The sequence below is a fragment of the Brevibacillus sedimenti genome, from assembly GCF_020923495.1.
GTDB classification, from domain to species: domain Bacteria; phylum Bacillota; class Bacilli; order Brevibacillales; family Brevibacillaceae; genus Brevibacillus; species Brevibacillus aydinogluensis.
Genome location: NZ_CP064048.1, coordinates 424,174 through 445,268, shown reverse-complemented (window position 1 = coordinate 445,268; position 21,095 = coordinate 424,174). Strand labels below are relative to the sequence as shown.

At 61.0% G+C, this 21,095-nt stretch carries 19 protein-coding genes and 1 riboswitch; of the genes, 16 read left to right on the top strand and 3 right to left on the bottom strand.

Features of this window, described 5'->3' with window-relative positions:
* Positions 1 to 36: 36 nt before the first annotated feature.
* The 11 genes from IRT44_RS02215 to ribE all read left to right on the top strand — a co-directional run bounded on the left by IRT44_RS02215 (position 37) and on the right by ribE (position 10,471).
* On the top strand, positions 37 to 720 hold the full coding sequence (locus IRT44_RS02215; protein WP_171566894.1) for a GntR family transcriptional regulator: 684 nt from the start codon (positions 37 to 39) through the stop codon (positions 718 to 720).
* On the top strand, positions 717 to 1,919 hold the full coding sequence (locus tag IRT44_RS02210) for a CaiB/BaiF CoA transferase family protein (RefSeq protein WP_171566895.1): 1,203 nt from the start codon (positions 717 to 719) through the stop codon (positions 1,917 to 1,919). Before IRT44_RS02215 ends, IRT44_RS02210 begins: the two co-directional genes overlap by 4 nt.
* Positions 1,916 to 2,815: a hydroxymethylglutaryl-CoA lyase gene (locus IRT44_RS02205; RefSeq protein WP_230077367.1), complete on the top strand. Its 900-nt coding sequence runs from the start codon at positions 1,916 to 1,918 to the stop codon at positions 2,813 to 2,815. The genes IRT44_RS02210 and IRT44_RS02205 overlap by 4 nt, the downstream gene beginning before the upstream one ends.
* A 37-nt stretch (positions 2,816 to 2,852) precedes the next feature.
* Positions 2,853 to 3,914, top strand: coding sequence for a TRAP transporter substrate-binding protein (locus IRT44_RS02200; protein ID WP_230077366.1), 1,062 nt, complete (start codon positions 2,853 to 2,855; stop codon positions 3,912 to 3,914).
* Between the two features lie 35 nt (positions 3,915 to 3,949).
* Complete coding sequence (locus IRT44_RS02195) at positions 3,950 to 4,456, top strand: TRAP transporter small permease (protein ID WP_171566898.1); 507 nt, start codon at positions 3,950 to 3,952, stop codon at positions 4,454 to 4,456.
* Entirely contained in the window at positions 4,456 to 5,730 is a 1,275-nt protein-coding gene (locus tag IRT44_RS02190) for a TRAP transporter large permease (protein ID WP_230077365.1), read from the top strand. The genes IRT44_RS02195 and IRT44_RS02190 overlap by 1 nt, the downstream gene beginning before the upstream one ends.
* A 160-nt stretch (positions 5,731 to 5,890) precedes the next feature.
* Positions 5,891 to 6,613 carry a sporulation protein YunB gene (gene yunB, locus IRT44_RS02185; protein WP_171566900.1) on the top strand — a complete coding sequence of 241 codons (723 nt, stop codon included), beginning with the start codon at positions 5,891 to 5,893 and terminating at the stop codon, positions 6,611 to 6,613.
* A 77-nt stretch (positions 6,614 to 6,690) separates the two neighbouring features.
* A riboswitch (FMN riboswitch) is annotated at positions 6,691 to 6,840 on the top strand.
* 121 nt (positions 6,841 to 6,961) lie between these two features.
* Positions 6,962 to 8,068, top strand: a complete 1,107-nt coding sequence (gene ribD / locus IRT44_RS02180) for a bifunctional diaminohydroxyphosphoribosylaminopyrimidine deaminase/5-amino-6-(5-phosphoribosylamino)uracil reductase RibD (protein ID WP_230077364.1) — start codon at positions 6,962 to 6,964, stop codon at positions 8,066 to 8,068.
* Between the two features lie 23 nt (positions 8,069 to 8,091).
* Positions 8,092 to 8,751: a riboflavin synthase gene (locus tag IRT44_RS02175; RefSeq protein WP_230077843.1), complete on the top strand. Its 660-nt coding sequence runs from the start codon at positions 8,092 to 8,094 to the stop codon at positions 8,749 to 8,751.
* Between the two features lie 44 nt (positions 8,752 to 8,795).
* Entirely contained in the window at positions 8,796 to 9,989 is a 1,194-nt protein-coding gene (locus IRT44_RS02170; protein ID WP_171566902.1) for a bifunctional 3,4-dihydroxy-2-butanone-4-phosphate synthase/GTP cyclohydrolase II, read from the top strand.
* Between the two features lie 17 nt (positions 9,990 to 10,006).
* Positions 10,007 to 10,471, top strand: coding sequence for a 6,7-dimethyl-8-ribityllumazine synthase (ribE, locus tag IRT44_RS02165; RefSeq protein WP_171566903.1), 465 nt, complete (start codon positions 10,007 to 10,009; stop codon positions 10,469 to 10,471).
* A gap of 21 nt (positions 10,472 to 10,492) precedes the next feature.
* On the opposite strand, the gene IRT44_RS02160 is transcribed toward ribE, so the two are convergent.
* Together IRT44_RS02160 and IRT44_RS02155 are read right to left on the bottom strand one after the other, a co-directional pair.
* A complete protein-coding gene (locus IRT44_RS02160; protein ID WP_230077363.1) occupies positions 10,493 to 12,025 on the bottom strand; it encodes an aldehyde dehydrogenase family protein in 1,533 nt (510 codons plus the stop codon).
* 442 nt (positions 12,026 to 12,467) lie between these two features.
* Positions 12,468 to 13,502 (bottom strand): M23 family metallopeptidase, encoded by a 1,035-nt coding sequence (locus IRT44_RS02155; protein ID WP_171566905.1) that lies wholly within the window; start codon positions 13,500 to 13,502, stop codon positions 12,468 to 12,470.
* Between the two features lie 162 nt (positions 13,503 to 13,664).
* Here IRT44_RS02155 and larC point away from each other — a divergent pair, with 162 nt between their 5' ends.
* Both larC and IRT44_RS02145 read left to right on the top strand, forming a co-directional pair.
* Positions 13,665 to 14,726, top strand: a complete 1,062-nt coding sequence (gene larC, locus IRT44_RS02150) for a nickel pincer cofactor biosynthesis protein LarC2 (protein ID WP_230077362.1) — start codon at positions 13,665 to 13,667, stop codon at positions 14,724 to 14,726.
* Entirely contained in the window at positions 14,719 to 15,270 is a 552-nt protein-coding gene (locus IRT44_RS02145) for a DJ-1/PfpI family protein (RefSeq protein ID WP_171566907.1), read from the top strand. Before larC ends, IRT44_RS02145 begins: the two co-directional genes overlap by 8 nt.
* Before the next feature lie 428 nt (positions 15,271 to 15,698).
* Here the strand turns inward: IRT44_RS02145 and IRT44_RS02140 are convergent, their stop codons facing one another.
* Positions 15,699 to 16,601, bottom strand: coding sequence for a nickel pincer cofactor biosynthesis protein LarC (locus IRT44_RS02140; protein ID WP_212132140.1), 903 nt, complete (start codon positions 16,599 to 16,601; stop codon positions 15,699 to 15,701).
* A 129-nt stretch (positions 16,602 to 16,730) separates the two neighbouring features.
* On the opposite strand from IRT44_RS02140, the gene IRT44_RS02135 reads away from it, so the two are divergent.
* From IRT44_RS02135 to lipA, 3 genes are all read left to right on the top strand, one after another.
* The gene (locus IRT44_RS02135) at positions 16,731 to 17,855 is read left to right on the top strand and encodes a metallophosphoesterase family protein (RefSeq protein WP_230077361.1); all 1,125 of its coding nucleotides are present in this window, start codon (positions 16,731 to 16,733) and stop codon (positions 17,853 to 17,855) included.
* Entirely contained in the window at positions 17,852 to 20,014 is a 2,163-nt protein-coding gene (locus IRT44_RS02130; RefSeq protein ID WP_230077360.1) for an ATP-binding protein, read from the top strand. Before IRT44_RS02135 ends, IRT44_RS02130 begins: the two co-directional genes overlap by 4 nt.
* 183 nt (positions 20,015 to 20,197) lie before the next feature.
* Positions 20,198 to 21,085 (top strand): lipoyl synthase, encoded by an 888-nt coding sequence (gene lipA, locus IRT44_RS02125; protein WP_171566911.1) that lies wholly within the window; start codon positions 20,198 to 20,200, stop codon positions 21,083 to 21,085.
* The last annotated feature ends 10 nt before the right edge of the window (positions 21,086 to 21,095 follow it).

The following is a 21,095-nucleotide window of genomic DNA, read 5'->3' as shown; positions in this document are numbered from 1 at the left end:
ATACAGTATTCATGACAGGGGAAGGGTTTGAGGATCATGCCCAGGATTATTAAGCGCAGCGAGACGCTTCAGGAACAAGTGTACGAATATTTGCGGGAACAGATACTGTTTGGCGGGCTTGCACCGGGGCAGCGGTTGATCGAGGAGCGCTTGTGTGAAGAGACGGGCGTGAGCCGCAGCCCGATACGCGAAGCGATCCGCCGGCTGGAAAAGGACGGTCTGGTGGTGGTGCAGGCACAGGGAGGGGTCACGGTCTACGAGCCGACGTTCGAAGATTTTACCTCGCTGTTCGAGTGCCGTCTCCATCTGGAACCGGCGGCCGCCCGTTTTGCCGCCGAGCGCCGGACAGAAGAGGAATTGGCCGACCTGCAGGAACTGTTGGCACAAATGGCGGACATTGCCCGTGACAGCGACGCCCGCAGAACGCACGAGCTCCATTTCGCTTTTCACCAACGCATCGCGGAAGCGAGCAAAAACCCATACATGGCCAAAATCATGAACGATCTGAAGGTGCTGATTTCGTTCTACCGCAACGCCATCCTGCAGGTGCACCCGCATCGGCCGGAGACCGTCATTGCCGAGCACGGGGCGATCCTCGACGCGATTCGCAGGCGCGACGCAGACGCGGCTGCAGCGCGAATGGCTGAGCACATTACCCGCGATTTTCGCCTGTGCATGGAAACCAAACGCAGAACAATACGACAAGGAGGGGACCGATGAACGCACGAAAACCGCTGCAGGGTGTGCGCGTGCTGGAACTGGGCACACTGGTGGCCGCGCCGTTCGCCGGCAAGATTTTTGCCGAGTTCGGAGCAGAGGTGATCAAGGTGGAGCCCCCAGAGAAGGGTGACCCGCTGCGCAACTGGCGGACAATGCACCACGACACGTCCGTCTGGTGGTATGTCCAGGCACGCAACAAAAAATCGATAACCGTTGACATGCGCAAGGAAGAAGGGCAGGAGATCATCCGCTCGCTGGCCCGTGAGGTGGACATCGTCATCGAAAATTTTCGGCCCGGGACGCTGGAGAAATGGGGACTTGGTTACGAGGTGCTGAGCGGAATCAACCCTGGGCTGATCATGGTCCGCATCTCCGGTTACGGGCAGACCGGTCCCTACAGCAGCAAGCCGGGATTCGGCAGCGTGGCGGAAGCAATCGGCGGCCTGCGTTACTTGACCGGGTTTCCCGATCGACCGCCGGTGCGGGTGGGCATCGCGATCGGCGACCTTACGGCGGGCCTGTACGCGGTGATTGGGGCGCTGATGGCGCTTCACGCCCGCAGCCGCTCGCCGGAAGGAAGAGGACAACTGGTGGACGTAGCCTTGTACGAAGCCGTGTTCAGCCTGCTGGAAGGCGTGCTGCCTGAATACGACCTGAAAGGGGTGGTGCGGGAGCGGACAGGCAGTTCGCTGCCAGGCATCGCGCCATCCAACACCTACCTGTGCGCTGACGGCAAGTACGTCGTGATCGGCGCCAATGGGGACAGCATCTTTAAGCGGCTAATGCACGCCATCGGCCGCAGCGACCTGGCGGAAGACCCCCGATATGCCACCAATCAGGGACGGGCGGAAAACGTAGCATTCATCGATCAGGTGATTGAGGAGTGGACAAAGCAGCATCCACTCCAGGAGGTGCAGCGCCGTCTGGACGAGGCGGCTGTTCCCGTTGGGCCAATCTACAGCATCGTGGAGATTGTCGAGGACGAACACTACCGGGCACGTAACATGCTGGAGGAAATCCGTCTGCCTGACGGAGAGACGGTGCTGTTTCCCGGAGTTGTCCCCAAGCTGTCGGAGACGCCCGGCGGACACGAGTGGGTGGGGCCGCGGCTGGGGGAGCACAACGAGGAAATCCTCAAGGGTCTGCTCAGACTGGATGATGCTGAGCTAGCCCGGCTGAAGGAGAAGAAAGCCATATGACGACAGACGTGACGATCATCGAAGTGGGGCCGCGTGACGGCTTGCAAAACGAACCGTGCTTCATCCCGACTGAGAAAAAGCTGCGTCTGATCGGCATGCTTGTCAATGCGGGCCTGCGCCGGATCGAGGCGGTGTCGTTTGTCCATCCGCAGCGCGTGCCCCAGATGGCCGATGCTGAAGCGGTGATGGACGGGCTCCCCCGGGTGTCCGGGGTCTCGTTTGCCGCGCTCATTCCCAATCGGAGGGGATTTGAGCGGGCGGCAGCGTGCCGGCTGGACGAAATCAACTGGGTCACTTCCGCCAGTCCGGCGTTCAACCGGCACAACATCAACCAGACGATTGAGGAAAATCTGGATGCCTTCCGCGAGCTTGTTCCGCTGGTCCGGCAGGCGGGGCAGCGGATCCGTTTTTCCATCGCCACCAGTTTCGGGTGTCCGTTCTCTGGAAGGGTAGATCCGGACGTCGTGCTCCAGTTGGCCGAGCAGGCGATTGCCGCTGGTGCGGATGAGATCGGTATCGCCGACACGATCGGCATCGCGGTTCCGGACGAAGTGTACGCGCTGTCCAGACGGCTGATCGACGCCGTGGGGACGGAGCGAATCGCGCTGCATCTGCACGACACCCGCGGCTTGGCGCTGGCAAACACGTACGCCGCTTACACGGCGGGAATCCGCAGCTTCGAGACAGCGGTCGGCGGACTGGGCGGCTGTCCGTTTGCGCCGGGCGCTGCCGGCAACGCGGCGACGGAGGATGTCGTGTACATGTTTGAACGGATGAAGGTGCGTACCGGAGTAGATTTTTCCAAGCTGCTGGACGCTGCCGATTATGCCGTCAGCCTTTCCAAGCGCAAGCCGCTTGGCCGCATCCGGCTGGTTGAATCGAAAAAACGCCAATGATTAACGATTCACTGATGACCAAGGGAGGAAAACCACAATGAAAAAAAGTTGGATCAGCGTATGGACGACGATCGGACTACTGGGCAGTCTGCTGGCCGGCTGCGGCGGAGCGGCGGCACCAGGGGGCACTGCGGCTGACGGCACGTCAGGCGGGCAGGTGGCATCCGCTGACGGCTACCAGGAGGCGACCATCCGTCTCGCCTACAACCTGCCGCAGGACCATCACATCGCGCGCGGGGTGGAAGAGTTCGCAAAAAAAGTGACGGAGCGCTCCGGCGGCAAGGTGAAAATCCAGGTGTATCCGGCCGGGCAACTGCTGAGCGACAAGGAAATGAACCAAGCGATCCTGACGGGCGGCGTCGAGATGGGGGTCAACTCGTCCACGCTGTGGTCGTCGGTGGTGCCGGCGATGGGTATTTTTGACGTGCCGTTCGCGTTTCCCACCTACGAGCTGGCGGGCAAGGCCCTGGCCGGACCTGTCGGACAAAAGCTGAATGCGGAGATGGAGAAGAAGGGGGCCAAAGTGCTGATGTACGCCGACTATGGCTATGCCCAATTCGCCAACAGCGTCCGCCCGCTGACCAAGCCGGAAGACTTTCACGGACTGAAAATTCGCAGCATCGGTCACATCCCGTCGGTGATGATCCAGGGGTACGGCGCGGCCCCTGTCTTTATGGGCGCAGGTGAAGTGTACATGGCGCTGCAGCGCAAGACGATCGACGGCGCCACCTCCGGCACGACAGCGATGGTGCAACGCAAGTACGACGAGGTGTCACGCTATTTGACCGTCGTCAACTACGCCTACCTGGAATTCCTGCTCGCAGTGAACAAGCAGTACTGGGACGCGCTGCCGCCCAAAACGCAGGAACTGTTGACCGAGACGGCCAGGGAGACGGAAGAGTGGATCCGCAAACAGGCAGAAGAAGAGGACAAACAGACGACCGAGCAGTTGAAACAAAGAGGCATGGACGTGTACGTGGTGCCGGAGAGCGACCTGCCGCAGTGGAAGGAAGCGGCCAAGCCCGCCTGGGACGAGTACCTGAAAACCGCCGGGGACTTGGGCAAAGAGCTGCTGGACGACGTGCAGAACATCAAGTAACCGTGCGGCAGAATGCGAGAAAGGGAGGACGCTGAATGAAATGGTTTTCTTACCTGTACCGCTGGCTGGACCGCTTGATCCTGTGGGGGGGAATTGCGGCGGGGATCCTGATCGTGGTGACGACGGGCATGATTTTTTACGAGATTGTCTCCCGTTCGCTCTTTGACGCCCCAACTGCCTGGGCCACCGAGCTGTCCGTTTACGCGATCATCGGCAGTTGTTTCATCGGGGCGGCGTACGCGGTCCGGGTAGACGCCCACATCAAGGTGGATTTGCTCCTGCACAACGTGCCGGCCGCCGCGCGGCGCTGGCTGCTGATCGTTTCCGCCCTGCTGGGGCTCGCGTTCAGCCTGCTGTTTGCCATCTTCAGCTGGGAACACGTCAAGCGGTCGATGGAGCTCGGTTTTACCTCCACCTCGCTCTTGCAGATACCCATGTACATTCCTGAAATGCTGCTGCCGATTGGCGGCACCCTGCTGAGTCTCGCCTTTCTGCTGCAGGCGGTGGACTGCATACGCGGCGGGAAAGGGGGCGAGGCGTAATGGGCCTGTTTTTTACAGGCGGCATGGCCGCGCTGCTCTTGATCGGTGTGCCGGTGGCCTTTGCCCTCTCGCTGTTGGCAGCAATCGGCCTGTACTGGTTCAATGGCGGCGTGCTGGGGCTGCACCAGATTCCCATCATCGCATACAAATCACTGGATGACTTTACCATCAGTGCACTGCCGATGTACGTGCTGATGAGTCAGATTCTGCTCTACAGCGGCGTAGGCAGGGAGCTGTACGAAATGGCCAGCCGCTGGTTGCGTCATCTGCCGGGCGGCCTCGGGCTGGCCACACTGTTGTGCTGCGGTATCTTTTCCGCCATCTCCGGTTCCAGCGTGGCGACGGCAGTGACGATCGGCACGGTGGCAATACCCGAAATGACCACACGGGGTTATGACAAAAAAACGGTGTTGGGTCTGTTGGCGGCGGGCGGTACCTTGGGCATCCTGATCCCGCCCAGCGTCCCAATGATCATCTACGGCTCGGTCACCGGCGAATCGGTCGGCAAGCTGTTTATCGCCGGAGTCGTGCCGGGTATTGTGCTGCTGGTGATTTTTATGGTGTACGCGTCGTGGAGCATGCGCCATATCAAAGACGCGCCGGCCAGCTGGCAGGAGCGTTGGCAGGGGACGCGCAAAGCAGTCTGGGGTCTCTTGATGCCTGTTTTGATCATCGGCGGCATCTACACCGGGGTGTTCACCCCCACCGAGGCGGCTGCCGTCGGCGTAGTATTCAGCCTGCTGGTGGCGGGGATCGTCTACCGCAGCCTCACCTGGGCCAACATCAAAAACATCCTGCTGTCAACCGTCGCAACCAACGCGATGATCCTGTTCATCATCGTCGGGGCGATGCTGTTCGGCTTCATTCTCACCTCCCTGCAGATTCCGCAGGCGATGACGGAGATGGCCACCAGCCTGCCGGTCTCGAAGTGGGTCGTGTTCATCCTGATCAACCTGCTCCTGCTCGTGCTCGGATGCTTCCTGGAGACGGTCTCCATCCTGGTCATCACTCTGCCCATTTTGTATCCGATCATCACGTCTCTGGGCTTTGACCCCATCTGGTTTGCGATCATCATGGTGGTCAACATGGAGCTGGCCCTGATTACGCCGCCCGTGGGACTGAACCTGTTTGTGCTCAAGGGCGTCGACCCGTCCACGCCGATCGCCCTGATTGTGCGCGGCGCGGCCCCGTACGCCGTGATCATGCTGGCGTTCATCGCGTTGTTGGCGTTTTTCCCGGAGCTAGCGACAGGACTGATTGGCCACGTGAAATAACGCTTGTACCTCCTCTGCCCCTTTCTTGAGGCCGAGGGAGTCGGTTGTCACGTGCAGACGGCAGCAGCGAAAAGCAGCATCGAGCAGCCGAGCCGAACCGCCTAAGGCAGGTTCGGCTTCTCTTTTGCCCCCCTCCCGCATAGGATGTACCAACTGGGAGGTGACGGGCGTGGCGCTTTTTCGACCCCGTCGGCGATGGAGAAATCCGCTTTCGCGCACGAAAGCTTTTTTTATCGCGCTGGTCATATTTTTCGTGTTGATGATCCAGTTTCTGGTGTTTGTCGAGAAACGTCTGAAGCCGACGCTGCTGATCCTGGCGTCACAAAAGGCGGAGCAGTTGGCCAAACAGGCCATCACCGACGCGGTGACGAAGCGGATCACGCAGCAGGGTGTAGACTTCAACCAGATCGTCAAGATTGAAAAGGACAACGAGGGAAAAATTCAGGCGTACCAGTTCAATTTCAAGGAGTATTCGCGGATTGTGGGGGAAACCACGTCCCGCGTACAGCAGCGATTGAGGGAATTGGAAGACGAAAAAGTGGATCGGTACATCCCCCTCGGATTGGCGACGGGCAACAGCTTCCTGGCGCAGATGGGGCCGGAACTTCCCGTCACTTTTGTGCCGATCGGAGCGGTAAAGACGCGCCTTAATACGGAGATGAAAGAAGCGGGGATCAACATGGTCCTGGTCACGGTGTACATCTACGTCGAAGTCGATTTACGGATCGTCATCCCGTTTGCCACCGACCAGAAGACGGTGACCACCAAAATTCCGATTACTCACTCGCTCGTCATCGGCGACGTGCCGCAGTACCTGTACAACAATCCTGACGGAAAACCGGACGTGCCAAGACCGGATGATCAACCGGACGACATGCCGTAAGGAGAAGCACGACGAGTCAATTACCGAAAAAAGTGTTGGACCCGTCTGAATATGTGGTATAATGCCCGTAACTGAATACCAACCTTCAGGGCAGGGTGAAATTCCCGACCGGCGGTGATGACGAACGCACGTCTCAGCCCGCGACTCGCTTTTGGCTTTAGGCCGACAGCGACTGACTTGGTGAAATTCCAAGGCCGACGGTACAGTCCGGATGGGAGAAGGTATTTGGTGAGCCTGTGCATCCGTTTGTTGAAAAAACGGACAGCAACAGGCTTATTCCCCTATGCCCTGATCCGACATCAGGGCATTTTTTGTTGGGGCGAAAACGAAGCGGGAAAGGAGCGCACGATGGAACACGACACACGATTCATGGCACTGGCGCTGCAGCTGGCGCGTTCCGCCGCGGGACAGACCAGCCCCAATCCGCTGGTGGGGGCCGTGGTGGTGAAAGACGGCGAGGTCGTCGGCATGGGCGCCCACCTGAAAGCGGGCGAGCCGCATGCGGAGGTGCACGCGCTGCGGATGGCCGGCGAACGGGCAAGAGGAGCCACCTTGTACGTCACGCTGGAGCCGTGCAGCCATTACGGACGTACGCCTCCCTGCGCCGATGCAGTCATCCAGGCGGGGATCAGCCGTGTGGTGGTGGCCGTGCTGGACCCCAATCCACAGGTGGCGGGGCAGGGGGTGTCCCGCCTGATCGACGCTGGCGTAGAGGTCACCGTCGGCATTGGGGAGACGGAGGCGCGGCGGCTCAACGAAGTCTTTTTCCACTACATCACCACCCGGCGACCGTTCGTCACCGTGAAGACGGCCAGCACTTTGGACGGCAAAATCGCCACCGTGACGGGGCACAGCCGCTGGATCACGGGAGAGGAAGCGCGCGGGCAGGTGCACGAACTGCGCCGGCAAAACGACGCGATTCTCGTCGGGGTTGGGACGGTAATCGCCGACGACCCCGAGCTGACCGCCCGGACGTCGGGCAGGGTGACAGGACGTCAGCCGGTGCGGGTCATTTTGGACAGGCAGCTGCGCACACCGCTGGATGCCCGCGTGGTGAATGACGGCAAGGCGCCGACGTGGATTGTCACCTCGGCGGATGCGCCGGCAGAGAAGCGGGCGGCGCTGGAGGAGCGCGGCGTTACGGTAATCGTGCCGGACGGATTGGTCACGGTGGAGAGGGTGCTGGACGAATTGGGAGCGCGCGGCATCACCTCGCTGTTGGTAGAAGGCGGTGCGGAGGTAAACGGTTCGTTTCTGGGCGCGCGGGCGGTCCAAAAGATCGTCGCCTACCTCTCCATGAAGCTGGTCGGCGGCGCCGGCGCCCCCACTCCGTTTGGCGGCCAGGGGCTGGAACGGATGGACGAGGCGGTGCAGCTGGCCGATGTCGAGTGGGAGCAGGTGGGACCGCACGACCTGCGGATCACCGGTTACCCCGTCTGGGATGCGCAATCGTGAGAAACGAGGAGGAGTGCGACGCCATGTTTACCGGACTGGTGGAAGAAGTGGGCGTAGTGGAGAGCGTAACGGGTGACGGCAAGGCATGCCGCATGGTGATCCGTGCCGAACGGGTGCTGGAAGGTGTCCGCATCGGCGACAGCATTGCCGTCAACGGCGTCTGCCTGACCGTAACGTCCCATAGCGACCGTCACTTCAGTGTGGACGTAATGCCGGAGACCCTGAACAAAACCAGTTTGCGGCAGGCAAAACGGGGGCAGATCGTCAACCTGGAGCGGGCGATGAGGCTGGGGGACCGCTTTGGCGGCCACATCGTCTCCGGCCACGTGGACGGGACGGGAACCATTCTCTCGCGCCACCCGCATGCCAACGCGGTGCTGTTTCGGATCGGAGCGGAGCCGGATCTGCTCAAATACGTGGTGCCGCGCGGCTCAATCTGCCTGGACGGCATCAGCCTGACGGTCGTCGATGTGGACGCGGAAAGCTTTTCCGTCTCCATCATCCCGCACACCTTGGCCCACACCAATCTGCGGGACAAGCAGATCGGGGATCCGGTCAACCTCGAAGCGGACGTCATCGGCAAGTACGTGGAGCGACTGCTGGCGTGGCGCTCTGAACAGCCGCAGCAGGAGCGGCGGACGGGGCTTACGCCGGAGTTTTTGCGAGAGCACGGGTTCCTCTGATGGAATCGACGGGTGCTGTCAAAACAGAAGGGAGGGAACCGATCATGTTCCATGCCATAGAAGAAGCGCTGGAAGACTTGAAACGGGGAAAAGCGGTGATCGTCGTGGATGACGAGGACCGGGAAAACGAAGGGGATTTCGTCTGCCTGGCGGAAGCGGCCACGCCGGAGATGATCAATTTCATGGTGACGCACGGACGCGGCCTCGTCTGCGTGCCGATCACGGACGAACACGCCGCCCGGCTAAAGCTCAAGCCGATGGTGGAGGCCAATACCGACCGGCAGGGGACGGCGTTTACCGTCTCCATCGACGAAGCCGGCACCCATACGGGCATCTCCGCTCACGAGCGCTCGCGCACGGTGCTGGCGATGCTGGACGATCGAAAAACGGCGGACGATTTTCGGCGCCCGGGCCATATCTTTCCGCTGATCGCCAAACCGGGCGGCGTTCTGCGCCGGGCCGGCCACACCGAGGCAGCCGTCGATCTGGCCCGGCTGGCGGGTGCATTTCCCGCCGGGGTGATCTGCGAAATCATGAACGAGGACGGGACAATGGCCCGCCTGCCCCAACTGGCCGAGATCGCCGAACGTTTTGATCTCAAACTGATCACCATCGCCGACCTGATCCGCTACCGGATGCGGACGGAGCGGCTGGTCAAACGGGAAATCGAGGTGAAGCTGCCCACCGAATACGGCGACTTCCGCATCGCCGCCTACACCAACGAACTGGACGGCAAAGAACACGTGGCGGTGATCAAGGGCGAGATCACGCCGGACGAACCGGTGCTGGTGCGGGTCCACTCCGAGTGCCTGACCGGCGATATATTCGGCTCGCACCGCTGCGATTGCGGCCCGCAACTGCACGCCGCCCTGCGGCAGATCGAAGCGGAAGGGCGGGGCGTTCTCCTGTACATGCGGCAGGAGGGGCGCGGCATCGGCCTGATCAACAAGCTGCGAGCCTACAAGCTGCAGGAGGACGGCTACGACACCGTGGAAGCAAACGAAAAGCTGGGATTCCCCGCCGACCTTCGCGACTACGGGATCGGGGCGCAAATTCTGCGCGATCTGGGCGTGAAACGCATGCGGCTGTTGACCAACAACCCGCGAAAAATCCGCGGCCTCAGCGGCTACGGACTGGAAGTGGCGGAGCGCGTGCCGATACAGATCCCCGCCCATCCGCACAACAAGCGGTACCTGGCCGTCAAACACGAGAAGCTGGGTCACCTGCTCCAACTTTGAATAAGGAGTGAACAACCATGAAAGTGTTCGAGGGAAATCTGGTAGGAACGGGTCTGCGCGTAGGCATTGTGGCAGCCCGGTTTAACGAATTGATTGTCAGCAAACTGCTCGGCGGCGCGCTGGACGCGCTGAAGCGGCACGGCGTGGAGGATGCAAACGTCGACGTGGCCTGGGTGCCGGGGGCTTTTGAGATTCCGCTGATCGCCAAGAAAATGGCGGAGTCCGGCCGCTACGACGCCGTTGTCACGCTTGGCGCGGTGATTCGCGGGGCGACGCCTCACTTTGATTACGTGTGCAGCGAATGCGCCAAAGGGGTGGCGTCCATTTCCCTGGCTACCGGCGTTCCCGTGATTTTTGGCGTGCTGACGACAGACTCGATCGAGCAGGCGATCGAGCGGGCCGGCACCAAAGCAGGCAACAAAGGATGGGAAGCGGCTGCGGCTGCCATCGAAATGGCCAACCTGAACCGTCAGTTCGCCTAAAAAGGCAAAAAAGGGCGTCCGCTATTCCTGCAGACGCTTCCACTCCCGCCAGGCTGCCAAAAGGGCCTGGCGGTTCCATTTTCGTTCCCTGCCGAACAGGGCTTTGATCAGCCCGACAAACATCGTCTCCTGCTCCTCGGTGTAGGGATACCAGTTGACCTCCCGTTTTTGCCTGCCGGGATCGTGTATGACGGAGACGGCGTGGGTGAACGCGCGCAAGCCTTCCGGACCGCGGTAGCGGCCAATGCCGCTCTGCTTCACGCCGCCAAAGGGCAGATGCGGGTTGGCGAAGCTGACCAGGCAGTCGTTGATGCAGACGTTGCCGGTTTCCAGCTGGAGGGCGACCCGCTTGGCCTTTGTTTCGTCCTGCGACCAGACGGACGCGTTCAGCCCGTACGGCGAGTCGTTCGCCAGACGGATCGCTTCAGCCTCGGAGGAAAAGGACATGATCGGCAGGACGGGGCCAAACGTCTCCTCACGCATGATTTTCATCGCGTGCGTCACGCCCGTCAGGACGGTCGGGGACAGAAACATCCCGTCTTCGTCAAAGCGGCCTCCGATCTCCACCACGGCTCCCTTGGCGATGGCGTCGGCCACGTGGTCCCGGACAATCTCGGCCTGCCGGGGAAAGGTCATCGAGCCGATGTCGGCCTGTCGGGGAAAACCTTGGCGCAGCGCTGCCGTCTTCGCCTTGACCAGCTCCACGAACTGCGGGTATACGCTTTGCTCGACGTAGAGACGCTCGACGGACATGCAGACCTGTCCCGCGTTGGTAAACGCGCCCCAGACGGCGGCATTGGCGGCCCGCTCCAAATGGGCGTCGGCAAAGACGATCATCGGGTCCTTGCCGCCCAGTTCCAGCTCTACCGGGATCAGATATTCCGCGGCCTGCTTCATGATGGCGCGGCCCGTCGCCGCCGAGCCGGTGAAGAAAATTTTGTCCGGCCTGGCAGCCACCAGCGCCTGCCCCACCTCCCTGCCGCCGTGAAGCACCTGGATGACGCCCTCGGGGAAGCCGATGGTCCGGAACAGTTCTTCCATGACCAGGCCGGTGTACGGCGTGACTTCCGACGGCTTCAAGAGGACCGTGTTGCCGGCCGCCAGCGCGGAAAGGGCAGGAATGACGGAAAGCTGGAACGGGTAATTCCACGGCGAAATGACGGCGACCACGCCCAGCGGTTTGTAGTGGATGGACGACCGTTTCGGCCACAGCACCAGCGGCGTGGGCACCCGTCTGGGGGACAGCATGCGCTTCGCGTGCTTTTCGTAGAAACGGATCGTGTCGGCCGTGATAAAGATTTCCGTCATGAGCGCTTCCAGCGTAGGTTTTCCGGTGTCAGCGCTGATTTTTCCCGCCAGTGTTTCTGCCTGCTCCGCCAGGCAGTGGCGCAGTCGAGTCAGGTAGTGGAGCCGCTCCGGAAGCGGCCGCGCTGACCAACCCGGAAACGCTTGCCTGGCTCGTTCCATCGCCAGGCGCACCTCGTCTGGCGTCGCTTCCGCCAGTTCGCCGAGGATTTCGCCGGTGGCCGGATTTTGCATCGTGAGAACGCCCATGGCGTATCACCTCTTATGGTTGTCCAGTTTTTCTGTTTCCATTGTATGTAGGACAGGAAAGGGCTGTCAAAAAAAGAAGCGGCCGCTCACCGCTTCTTCTCAGCGTGTAGACAAAGTCTGCGGCGCATGGGAGATCGGGCCCGCTCGCTCGCTTGACGCCCAGCACAGAAGCGAATGATGTCCGCTCCAAAACGAGACGCGGGCAGGGGACAAACATCTGGGTATTTCGAGGAAGTGAGACTTGTGTCCCCTGTTGGTCCCCGCGTCTTCGTTTTTCCGCTGAGTCGGTCGTCAAAGGAGCTCGCTTGGCCCATCCCGCCATGCGATGCCCATTGTCTTTTCGCTTCGGTTGATGAATAGGCAGGCCTTTCGGCCTGGGAATCATTTTTGTGGCCGCTAACTCAATGAACCGTTTGTCTTCAGTCTGAGAAGAAGCGGCTGCTCACCGCTTCTTCTTTTTGCTGTACATTTGCCGCTCCCAGCGTTTCAGATAGGGATACGGGTCAAACGCCCATTCGCTGTAGCCTCTGTCCCGGTACATGCCGTAGTGCAGGTGGGGGGGAAACTTGCCGGATGTACCCGGTTTGCCGTAGCCGGAACTGCCGACGTAGCCCAGCACTTCTCCCGGTTCGACGATGTCTCCCGGCTTCAGCCCCTTTCGGAACGAGGAAAGGTGGGCAAAGTAGTGATAGATGTTGTTCATGTCGCGCATGCCGATGCGCCACCCGCCGTACCGGTTCCAGCCGACCACTTCGATTACGCCGTACCCTGTGCTAAGCACGGGTGTCCCGTATCCGGCAAAGATGTCCGTCCCTTCATGGATGCGTCGCCCGCCCCAGCCGCGCGGATCGCCCCATGTGCTGTGGTAGCTGTAGTTGTACCGTTTGGGGATGGGGAAGTGGTGGTCGTGCAGATCCAGCCGCTGGTACTTGTTGTACACGGCGGCAAACTGGGTGATGGTCTTGACCGCCCAATCCCACTTGTAATAGGCCCACAAGCCGATGCGCCAGTCGTCATGCTGGAAGCCGTACGAGGCGAGGAAGCGGATCATCGCCGCAAGCACGTCCATGTCGTTGTTGCGGTCCGCTTTTCCGTCCCCGTCCCCGTCTGCTCCGATTCCGCCAAAAAAGCGGATGGATACCGGGTCCGTGTCGTCATCCTCAGGATTCAGCTCTCCACACCACCGGGCAGGGGGAATGTTAATTGCGGTCAAGCGCCGCTGCTGCTCCTTTTCAGGGGAATCCTGTTTGGTCCGTCTCTGCATGCTTCGTTCGTATTGATCAATGGCCGCCAAATACGGCCAGGGGATACCGTAGACCAGTTCCATCTGCTGGAACAACTCCAGCCGCTCCTTGAAGATGGAATCGTCCTGTGTGCCGGACGAGACAGAGGAAGCAGCGGTTGCAGCGGAAGACAGCAGACAGGTGGAAACTGTCAAACACAAGCTGATCTGAACGATTAGGCGGAAAACAAACATTTTGTCTCCCTCCAGCCAGGTAGTTTCTCGTTGTAGTTTCTGCCAGCCTGGCCGCATTATCCGCATTACTTTTTGCCAAATGGCATACGCAAACGGCAGGCGCTGCAAGCTGGATTGGTGTATGATGCAAGAAAAGGAATCGTGCCAAAAGGAGGGGTGATGATGAAACTGGTCATACGCAGCGAACGGCCGCTGTTTTTGCGCGAACTGGCCGAACCGCTGATGCGCCTTATGCCCGCCGGGGGAACGGACCGTTTCTCCGCAGACGAACACGCGGCGGCCATCCTGCAACGCGCAGCGTTGTACCGCTCGTTTTGCCGGGAGGACGACTGGGCGGCGGAAGAGAAAGCGCTGCGGACACTGACGACACTCCTGCCGGCAAACGATCATCGTCTCCAACTGGGGATACAGTGCCTGCCCGTCCCTGCCGGTCTGCCTGTTCCGCTGTTGACACTGCTTGAGGGCTGGATGATCCGCGAAGAGAACTGGCCGCCAGAAAAGTTCTCCCCGCTTGCCATGCTGTGGCTCAAGGCAGTGGGCGCCCGGCCGCTCGCTCGGCTTGACGGCCGGATTACGCAGGTGGAGTACGGGGAAGGAGTGGCGGTGATCCGGCTGGAGAGCGATACGCGGGGGAACGGGAGCGACGTGCCTGTCGTCAAGGAACGGCGGCAGCACGAAGAGGAACACATTGACGAAGGAATGTACCTGCTCCAGGCCAACCTGGACGACAGCAGTCCCGAGTGGCTGTCCCATGTGTTGGACAGGCTGTTGGCAGCGGGAGCCAACGATGTCCACTTTTTGCCTGCGACGATGAAAAAGAGCCGTCCAGGCGTGCTGCTGCAGGCATTGTGCTACGGCAGCCGGCTGGACGAGCTGAAATCCATCCTGTTTCGGGAGACGACCACCTTTGGCGTTCGCTATTTCCCCGTTTCCTGTCACAGGCTGGCGCGCCGTGTCGTGACCGTGACCACCGAGTGGGGAGACGTGCCGGTCAAGCTGGGCTACCATCGGGGTGAGCGGGTGCAGGCGGCGCCGGAATACGATGTCTGCGCCCGGTTGGCAAAGCAGGCCGGAGTGCCGCTGAAACAGGTGTACCAGCAGGCGCTGCTGCTGGCGGAATCTGCACAGGCACAGTCCAGGCAGGAGGAAACAGGCTGCGTGGAGAAATGGAAAAGGGAGGAAGAGTTTCCTCAGAAAGACGCAGGGAGGCTGTGCGATGAGTAAAAAGGTGTTAATTGTCACCGGTGACGCGGTGGAGGCACTGGAAGTCTTTTATCCGTACTACCGCTGCCTGGAAGAGGGATTTGAAGCGGTGATCGCTTCCCCCGCCAAAAAGACGCTGCACACGGTCTGTCACGATTTTGAAGCACACAGCGAGACGTACACGGAAAAACCCGCCTACCAGCTGTCTTCCCACGTCGCGTTTGCCGACGTCAGGGCGGAAGAGTACGACGGCCTGATCATTCCCGGGGGACGGGCGCCGGAGTACATCAGGCTGAACGAACACTTAAAGCCGATCCTCGCCCACTTCTTTGAAGCAAACAAGCCGGTCGCGGTAATCTGCCACGGCTCGCAAGTCCTGACTCTGGTCAAGGAACACCTGCGCGGCCGGGAATTGACCGCCTACCAGGCATGCCGTCCCGATGTGGAAGCGTGCGGCGCCGTTTACAAGACCGACACGCTGCACGTGCACGGCAATCTGGTATCGGCTCACGCCTGGCCGGATCTGCCAGGGTTCATGCGCGAGTTTATTCGCCTGCTCCGCTAGTGAAAAAACGACAGCCTTGTCCGCTGACAAGCGGGCAAGGCTGTTTCAGCGTGTAGACAAAGTCCGTGGCACATGGGTGATCGGGCCGGCTCGCTCTCTTGACGACCAGCAAAGAAGTTGGCGGCATCCGCTTCAAAACGCGACGCGGGCAGGGGGCAAACATCTGGGTATTTCAATGAAGTGAGACTTGTGCCCCCTGTATACCCCGCGTCTAGCGTTTTTCCGCTGAGCAGGTCGTCAAAGGAGCTCGCTTGGCCCATCACTCCATGCCATGTCCTTTTTCTCCACCTTCGGTTGATCAATGTGCAGGCCTTTCGGCCTGGAAAAGATGGAAGATCGTTTCCATGTGGACACTCAATAAACAAACAGTTTGTCTTCAGTCTGCGACAGCCTTGTCCGCTGACAAGCGGGCAAGGCTGTTTTTTTGCTCAGCAGGGATGGCCGATCAGGACGCGCAGGACGTTGGGCTGGTCGGGCAGATCGCGCGTGCCCGCCCCGTAGCCGATCGCTTCCACGGTCATCGCCGGCAGCGGCCCAAATTGGCGGACCAGGGCTGCCGCGACGCCTGCCCCTGTGGGAGTGGTCAGCTCCTTTTGGATGTCGGTTTGGCGCAAGGGAATGCCTTTGAGCAGTTCCATCGTCGCCGGAGCGGGGACCGGATAGAGTCCGTGGTCGCAGCGGACATAGCCGTTTCCGGTGGGGACGGGACCGGCGTACAACCGGTCGATCTCCAGGTCTTCCAGGGCCAGGGCGATCCCGACAATGTCCACGATCGAATCAAGTGCCCCCACTTCGTGAAAGTGGACGGTTTCCACAGGGACGTTGTGGATTTTTGCCTCGGCGACCGCGATTTTTTCAAACACGGCCTGAGCCCGGGCGGCGACCCGCGGTGCCAAATCGGCTGCTTCAATTATCTCTGCGATCTCCTTGTAGCGGCGGTGATGGTGGTTGTGGTCGTGGTGATGGTGATCGTGGCCGCGATGCTCGTGACTGTGATCGTGATGGTGGTGGCCGTGATGGTGATGCCCGTGACCGTGGCCGTGGTGGTGCTGATGCTCATGACTGTGCTCACCTTGTGCGTGATGGCTTCCGGCCAAGACGGGCAGCGTCTTCAGCCCGCGGGCGCGTTCCTGTTCCTCATCGACAACGTCCAGTTTTAGTGCGCTGACGCCTTTTTTGACGACGGTTTTCCACTCCAGTCGAAACGGTCCCAGCGGCAGTTTGCGCAATTCCTGTTCGATTCGATCGCGGTCTGCCCCCGCGTCGACCAGCGCGGCCAGCATCATGTCGCCGCTGAGCCCGGAAAAACAGTCCAGGTACGCTATTCGCATCGCAATCGCTCCTTTTCAATCGGTTGTTGCTTCCTGTATCATGAAAGAGAAAATATGTTCGCGTGACGATACAACCGTTGACCAAAGTGTAACACGGCAGCGGGGCGCTGTCATGTCGGGGAGGTTCACATGCTGAGGTTTATCCATACCGCGGACGTCCATTTGGATGCGCCGCTTCAGACATTGTCCGCCCTGTACGAGCTCAGGCAGGAGGACTTTCGCCGGACGATGCGCACCATCCGCGACCTGGTGCTGGACAAGCAGGCCGATTTCTGGCTGATCGCCGGAGACCTGCTGGAATACCACGGAGGGAGGCGCTCCACCGCGCTTTTTTTGCGCGATTTGTTTGCCAGCGTGGCGCCGGTGCCGGTCTGCATCGCGCCGGGCAATCACGATCCGTGGCATCCCGACTCCTATTACCAGACGCTGGAGTGGCCGGGCAATGTTTTCTGGTTTACACCGGAATGGGGGGCGTACGAATTCCCGGACAAATCATGCGTCGTCTACGGATGGGGTTTCCCCCAGCCGCACGTGTACGAATCGCCGCTGCCCGCCTTTCCCGGCCGGCTGCACGGGTATCGGCACCACCTGATGGTGCTGCATGGCAGCGTGGTTAACGGCGGGGCGGACGGGCACCATCCGTACGCGCCGATGACGCTGGAAGAAATGGCTGCAGCAGGCATGGACTACATCGCGCTGGGCCACATCCACAAGCCGGCCGTGTTTCTCCACCCGGTCAGCCAGGCGCCGTTTGCCGCCTATCCCGGTTCGCCGGAAGGGCTCTCCGCCAAAGAAGCGGGGGAGCGTTTTGTCATGTACGGCGAGTTGGAGAAAGACGGACGCCTCCGGCTGGAGCACGTGCCGGTGCAAAGCCGCATCATCTCCAGGCGGGAGGTGGACGTTGCGGGGGCGGAGACGACGGAACAGCTCGTCAATGTGCTGGAGCGGGAGCTGGCCGACGAGGAGGACGACTGTCTGCTGTATTTGACCCTGACAGGGGAGAGGTCCGCCCATTTCACCCCGCCGGTGGAAGTGGTGGAGCAGCGGCTGTCCCGCTTCTTTTACGTGCAGTGCACGGATCGCACCTGGCCCGATCTGGACGCTGACCAGCTGCAAGCACAATCCGGTGTCTGGGGCAGATGGCTGTCCAAGCTGGCGGAAGCAGAGGCGGAAGGTGCCGACGAGTGGCAGCGTGACATCGCCAGGATGGCTCGCCGGGAAGCGCTGGCGCGGATCGGGGGGATCTTGCGGTGAAAATCGACGAACTGCAGCTGCGGGGATTTGGCAAGTGGCGTGACGCGGTCTTTCGCTTTGCCCCAGGGATCAACCTGTTTTGCGCCCCCAACGAAGCGGGCAAATCCACCCTGCTGGAGGGGCTGTTTGCCGCGCTGTACGGGATGAAAAAAGACTACGTCCGGACGGCCCGCTACCTGCCGGAGTACGAGAAGTACCTGCCCTGGGATGGCGGGACGTACGAAACCATCGTCCAGTACGAAGTGGCGGGCAAATCATACCGGCTGCACCGCTGGTTGGAAAAGGAGCGGGAGCAGGCGCGGCTGTTTCTCAATCCGGACTGGTCGGAGGTAACCGGCCTGTACCAGGAAGACCGGCGAAAGGAGCGCAATTTTCTCGAGCTGCACCTCGGGTTGACGCGCAGCCTGTTTACCGATGTCACCTGGATCAGGCGGGAACAGATGGCGGCGGCTGAGCACCTGCTGCCATCGCTGGGTACGGACGAAGCCGACCCGGCGGTCAATCGGGTCCTGGCGGAACTGGAGCGGGAACTGGCGACGATCGGGAAAAAGGAGCGGGCGGACAATACGCTCCTGGGAAAAGCAGGTGCGCGCGTCGCACAAAAAGAGCGTGCCCTGGCCGAAGCGGAAGCGGGGTGGGCTGCTGCTAGCAGGCTGGCCCGGCAGATCGCGGATTGGGAAGCGGAGCGGCAAGAACGGGAGCGGACGCGGGAAAAGCTGCGGCAGCGCCTGCACAGGGTGCAGGAGGCAGAGGCGGAATGGCAGGCGCGCTGGCGCCAAAGCTACATTGCTCCTTCTCCTGAACAGTGGGAAGCGTGGGAAGAAAATGCCGTCACCGCGGAAGAGCGCCGTCTGCACCGGGAAACGCGGGAGCTGTTGGCTGCGCTGGCCGCCCGATCTGCCTCTGATGCCGATACGGGATCGGAAACGGAACGGGAACGGCTGGAAGCCGACTACCAGCGGGCCCTCGAATTGCGCAAGGCGTGGGAAACCTGCCGGGAACAGGTAAATAGCCTGGCCGCATCCGCCATCGTCGGAACGGAGCGGCCGCGGCAAAAAGCGACGGGAAAATTTTCTTCAGATCGGTTGTTGCGGGCGGGAAGCGGCCTGCTGTTGGCGGCAGCGGCAGGTGCTTTCCTGGCGGGGAAAGGAACGTATGGCTGGATTGCCGGCGTACTGGCAGTCCTCTTGGCTGCGGTCGGTACATTGAGGCGCAGACGTGCACGCGGAAACCAGCACGTGCCGGCCGTCATCGAGGAGTGGCGGCGCTTGCAGCAGGAGGCGGACCGCCTGGAAGCAACACTTCGCGAGATTTATCAGGCATGGAACGCGGCTGATTGGGTCGCGTTTCTCCAGCTTCGGGAAGCGCTGCTGAACATGAGCCGGCAGCGGGAAGCGGACAGGCAGACGGAGGAGTGGAAGCGGCGCGAGGAAGAAGCGCGGCTGCTCGCCCGCTGGGGGGATGAGCTGCGCTCCATATTGGAAGCGGAAAAAGCGGAACGGGACCGGGAACGGGATGGCCTCGTACAGTCCTTGAAGGAGACGGAAGAGCGGCTGCAGGAACTGCGTGAGCAAATCGCCCGGGCATCGGGCGAGATGGGGAGCCATGATTCCGTATCGGTTGCGCGGGCACGCAGTGAATACGAGGACGCCATCGCCGCCCTGCGCAGCCTGCAGATGAGAAGGGAAGCGCTGCAGTTGGCCCGTGACACGCTGCGGGAGGCTTTGGCGGAATGGAATCGGGACGTCTCCCCTGTGTTGAACGGACTGGCTTCCGATGTGATGGCCCGGATCACGGGCGGCAAGTACCGGGACGTGCGGCTGGACCCGCGCGAACGGTTTGCGGTCCGGCTGCTGGAACCCGTCCGGCAGCGGGTCGTGGAGCAGGAACAGTGTTCCCTGGGCACGCAGGATCAGCTCCACTTTGCACAGCGGGTGGCGCTGCTGCGTCTGGTCAGTCGGCAGACGGAGCCATTGCCGCTGTTTCTCGACGACCATTTTGCCCACTACGATCAGGAGCGGCTGGAGCGGACGCTGGCCTATGTGGCGGAGTTGAGCGAAGAGCACCAGGTGTTCCTGTTCACCTGCCAGCAGCGGGAGCTCACGCTGTTGGAACCGTACCTGCGGGGATCGGACTGGCACAAGGTGCACCGGCTGTAACGCGACCATTTCACGGACAGGTCCCGCGGATTTCACCGACTGGGTATGTGGATTTTCCCGGCGGGCTTCGCTAGGTCGCGAGTGTGGCGGGCATACATACACCCGAAACGGGAGCGGATATTGTCCCCCCAAAGGCATTCCTCTATAATGGAGGGTGACCAAGTCCAATGAGGAGTGAGCCCAATGACGCTACGCAAACCGGAGTGGCTCAAGATCAACCTTGTATCAGGAAAAGAACTGGCCAACTTCAAGGAACTGAAGCAGACCATGCGCAGCAAGACGCTGCATACCGTATGCGAGGAAGCAAAGTGTCCCAACATTCATGAGTGCTGGGCCAATCGTACGGCCACCTTCATGATTTTGGGTGATATATGTACCCGGGCCTGTCGTTTTTGCGCCGTGAAGACCGGTCTGCCGACTGAACTGGACCGAGCCGAGCCGGAACGCGTGGCGGAAGCGGCGGAACAGATGGGGCTGAAACACGTCGTCGTCACCTCGGTTGCCCGCGATGACCTGGCGGACGGCGGGGCGCTGATCTTCGCAGAGACGATCAAGGCGATACGCCGCCGTCTGCCGCTCGCCTCCGTGGAGGTGCTGATTCCCGACTTCATGGGCAACTGGGATGCGCTCAAAGTGGTCATGGATGCCCGTCCTGACGTGCTTAACCACAACATCGAAGCGGTGCGCCGCCTCTCCGACCGGGTGCGGGCCCGCGCCAAGTACGACCGGACGCTGGAACTGCTGAAAAAGTCCAAGGAATTCCAGCCGGACATCCCGACCAAGTCCAGCCTGATGATCGGGGTAGGTGAAACGTTCGAGGAGATTTTGGAAACCATGGACGATCTGCGTGCGGTCGATGTCAACATCATGACCATCGGCCAGTACCTGCAGCCGACCAAAAAACACCTGCCCGTAGAAAAGTACTACCACCCCGACGAGTTTGCCCGCCTCAGGGAAGAAGGCATGAAGCGCGGTTTCAGCCACGTGGAGGCAGGTCCGCTGGTGCGCAGCTCGTACCACGCCCACGAACAGGCAAACGCCGCCAAGGAATCGATCGCACAGGCAAAGTAGACAAAAAAGC

What these genes read in the sequence shown, in the direction of transcription:
- IRT44_RS02215 (WP_171566894.1), top strand. Translation starts at nt 37, where the DNA reads ATGCCCAGGATTATTAAGCGCAGCGAGACGCTTCAGGAACAAGTGTAC.
- IRT44_RS02210 (WP_171566895.1), top strand. Translation starts at nt 717, where the DNA reads ATGAACGCACGAAAACCGCTGCAGGGTGTGCGCGTGCTGGAACTGGGC.
- IRT44_RS02205 (WP_230077367.1), top strand. Translation starts at nt 1,916, where the DNA reads ATGACGACAGACGTGACGATCATCGAAGTGGGGCCGCGTGACGGCTTG.
- IRT44_RS02200 (WP_230077366.1), top strand. Translation starts at nt 2,853, where the DNA reads ATGAAAAAAAGTTGGATCAGCGTATGGACGACGATCGGACTACTGGGC.
- IRT44_RS02195 (WP_171566898.1), top strand. Translation starts at nt 3,950, where the DNA reads ATGAAATGGTTTTCTTACCTGTACCGCTGGCTGGACCGCTTGATCCTG.
- IRT44_RS02190 (WP_230077365.1), top strand. Translation starts at nt 4,456, where the DNA reads ATGGGCCTGTTTTTTACAGGCGGCATGGCCGCGCTGCTCTTGATCGGT.
- ribD (WP_230077364.1), top strand. Translation starts at nt 6,962, where the DNA reads ATGGAACACGACACACGATTCATGGCACTGGCGCTGCAGCTGGCGCGT.
- IRT44_RS02175 (WP_230077843.1), top strand. Translation starts at nt 8,092, where the DNA reads ATGTTTACCGGACTGGTGGAAGAAGTGGGCGTAGTGGAGAGCGTAACG.
- IRT44_RS02170 (WP_171566902.1), top strand. Translation starts at nt 8,796, where the DNA reads ATGTTCCATGCCATAGAAGAAGCGCTGGAAGACTTGAAACGGGGAAAA.
- ribE (WP_171566903.1), top strand. Translation starts at nt 10,007, where the DNA reads ATGAAAGTGTTCGAGGGAAATCTGGTAGGAACGGGTCTGCGCGTAGGC.
- IRT44_RS02160 (WP_230077363.1), bottom strand. Translation starts at nt 12,025, where the DNA reads ATGGGCGTTCTCACGATGCAAAATCCGGCCACCGGCGAAATCCTCGGC.
- IRT44_RS02155 (WP_171566905.1), bottom strand. Translation starts at nt 13,502, where the DNA reads ATGTTTGTTTTCCGCCTAATCGTTCAGATCAGCTTGTGTTTGACAGTT.
- larC (WP_230077362.1), top strand. Translation starts at nt 13,665, where the DNA reads ATGAAACTGGTCATACGCAGCGAACGGCCGCTGTTTTTGCGCGAACTG.
- IRT44_RS02145 (WP_171566907.1), top strand. Translation starts at nt 14,719, where the DNA reads ATGAGTAAAAAGGTGTTAATTGTCACCGGTGACGCGGTGGAGGCACTG.
- IRT44_RS02140 (WP_212132140.1), bottom strand. Translation starts at nt 16,601, where the DNA reads ATGCGAATAGCGTACCTGGACTGTTTTTCCGGGCTCAGCGGCGACATG.
- IRT44_RS02135 (WP_230077361.1), top strand. Translation starts at nt 16,731, where the DNA reads ATGCTGAGGTTTATCCATACCGCGGACGTCCATTTGGATGCGCCGCTT.
- lipA (WP_171566911.1), top strand. Translation starts at nt 20,198, where the DNA reads ATGACGCTACGCAAACCGGAGTGGCTCAAGATCAACCTTGTATCAGGA.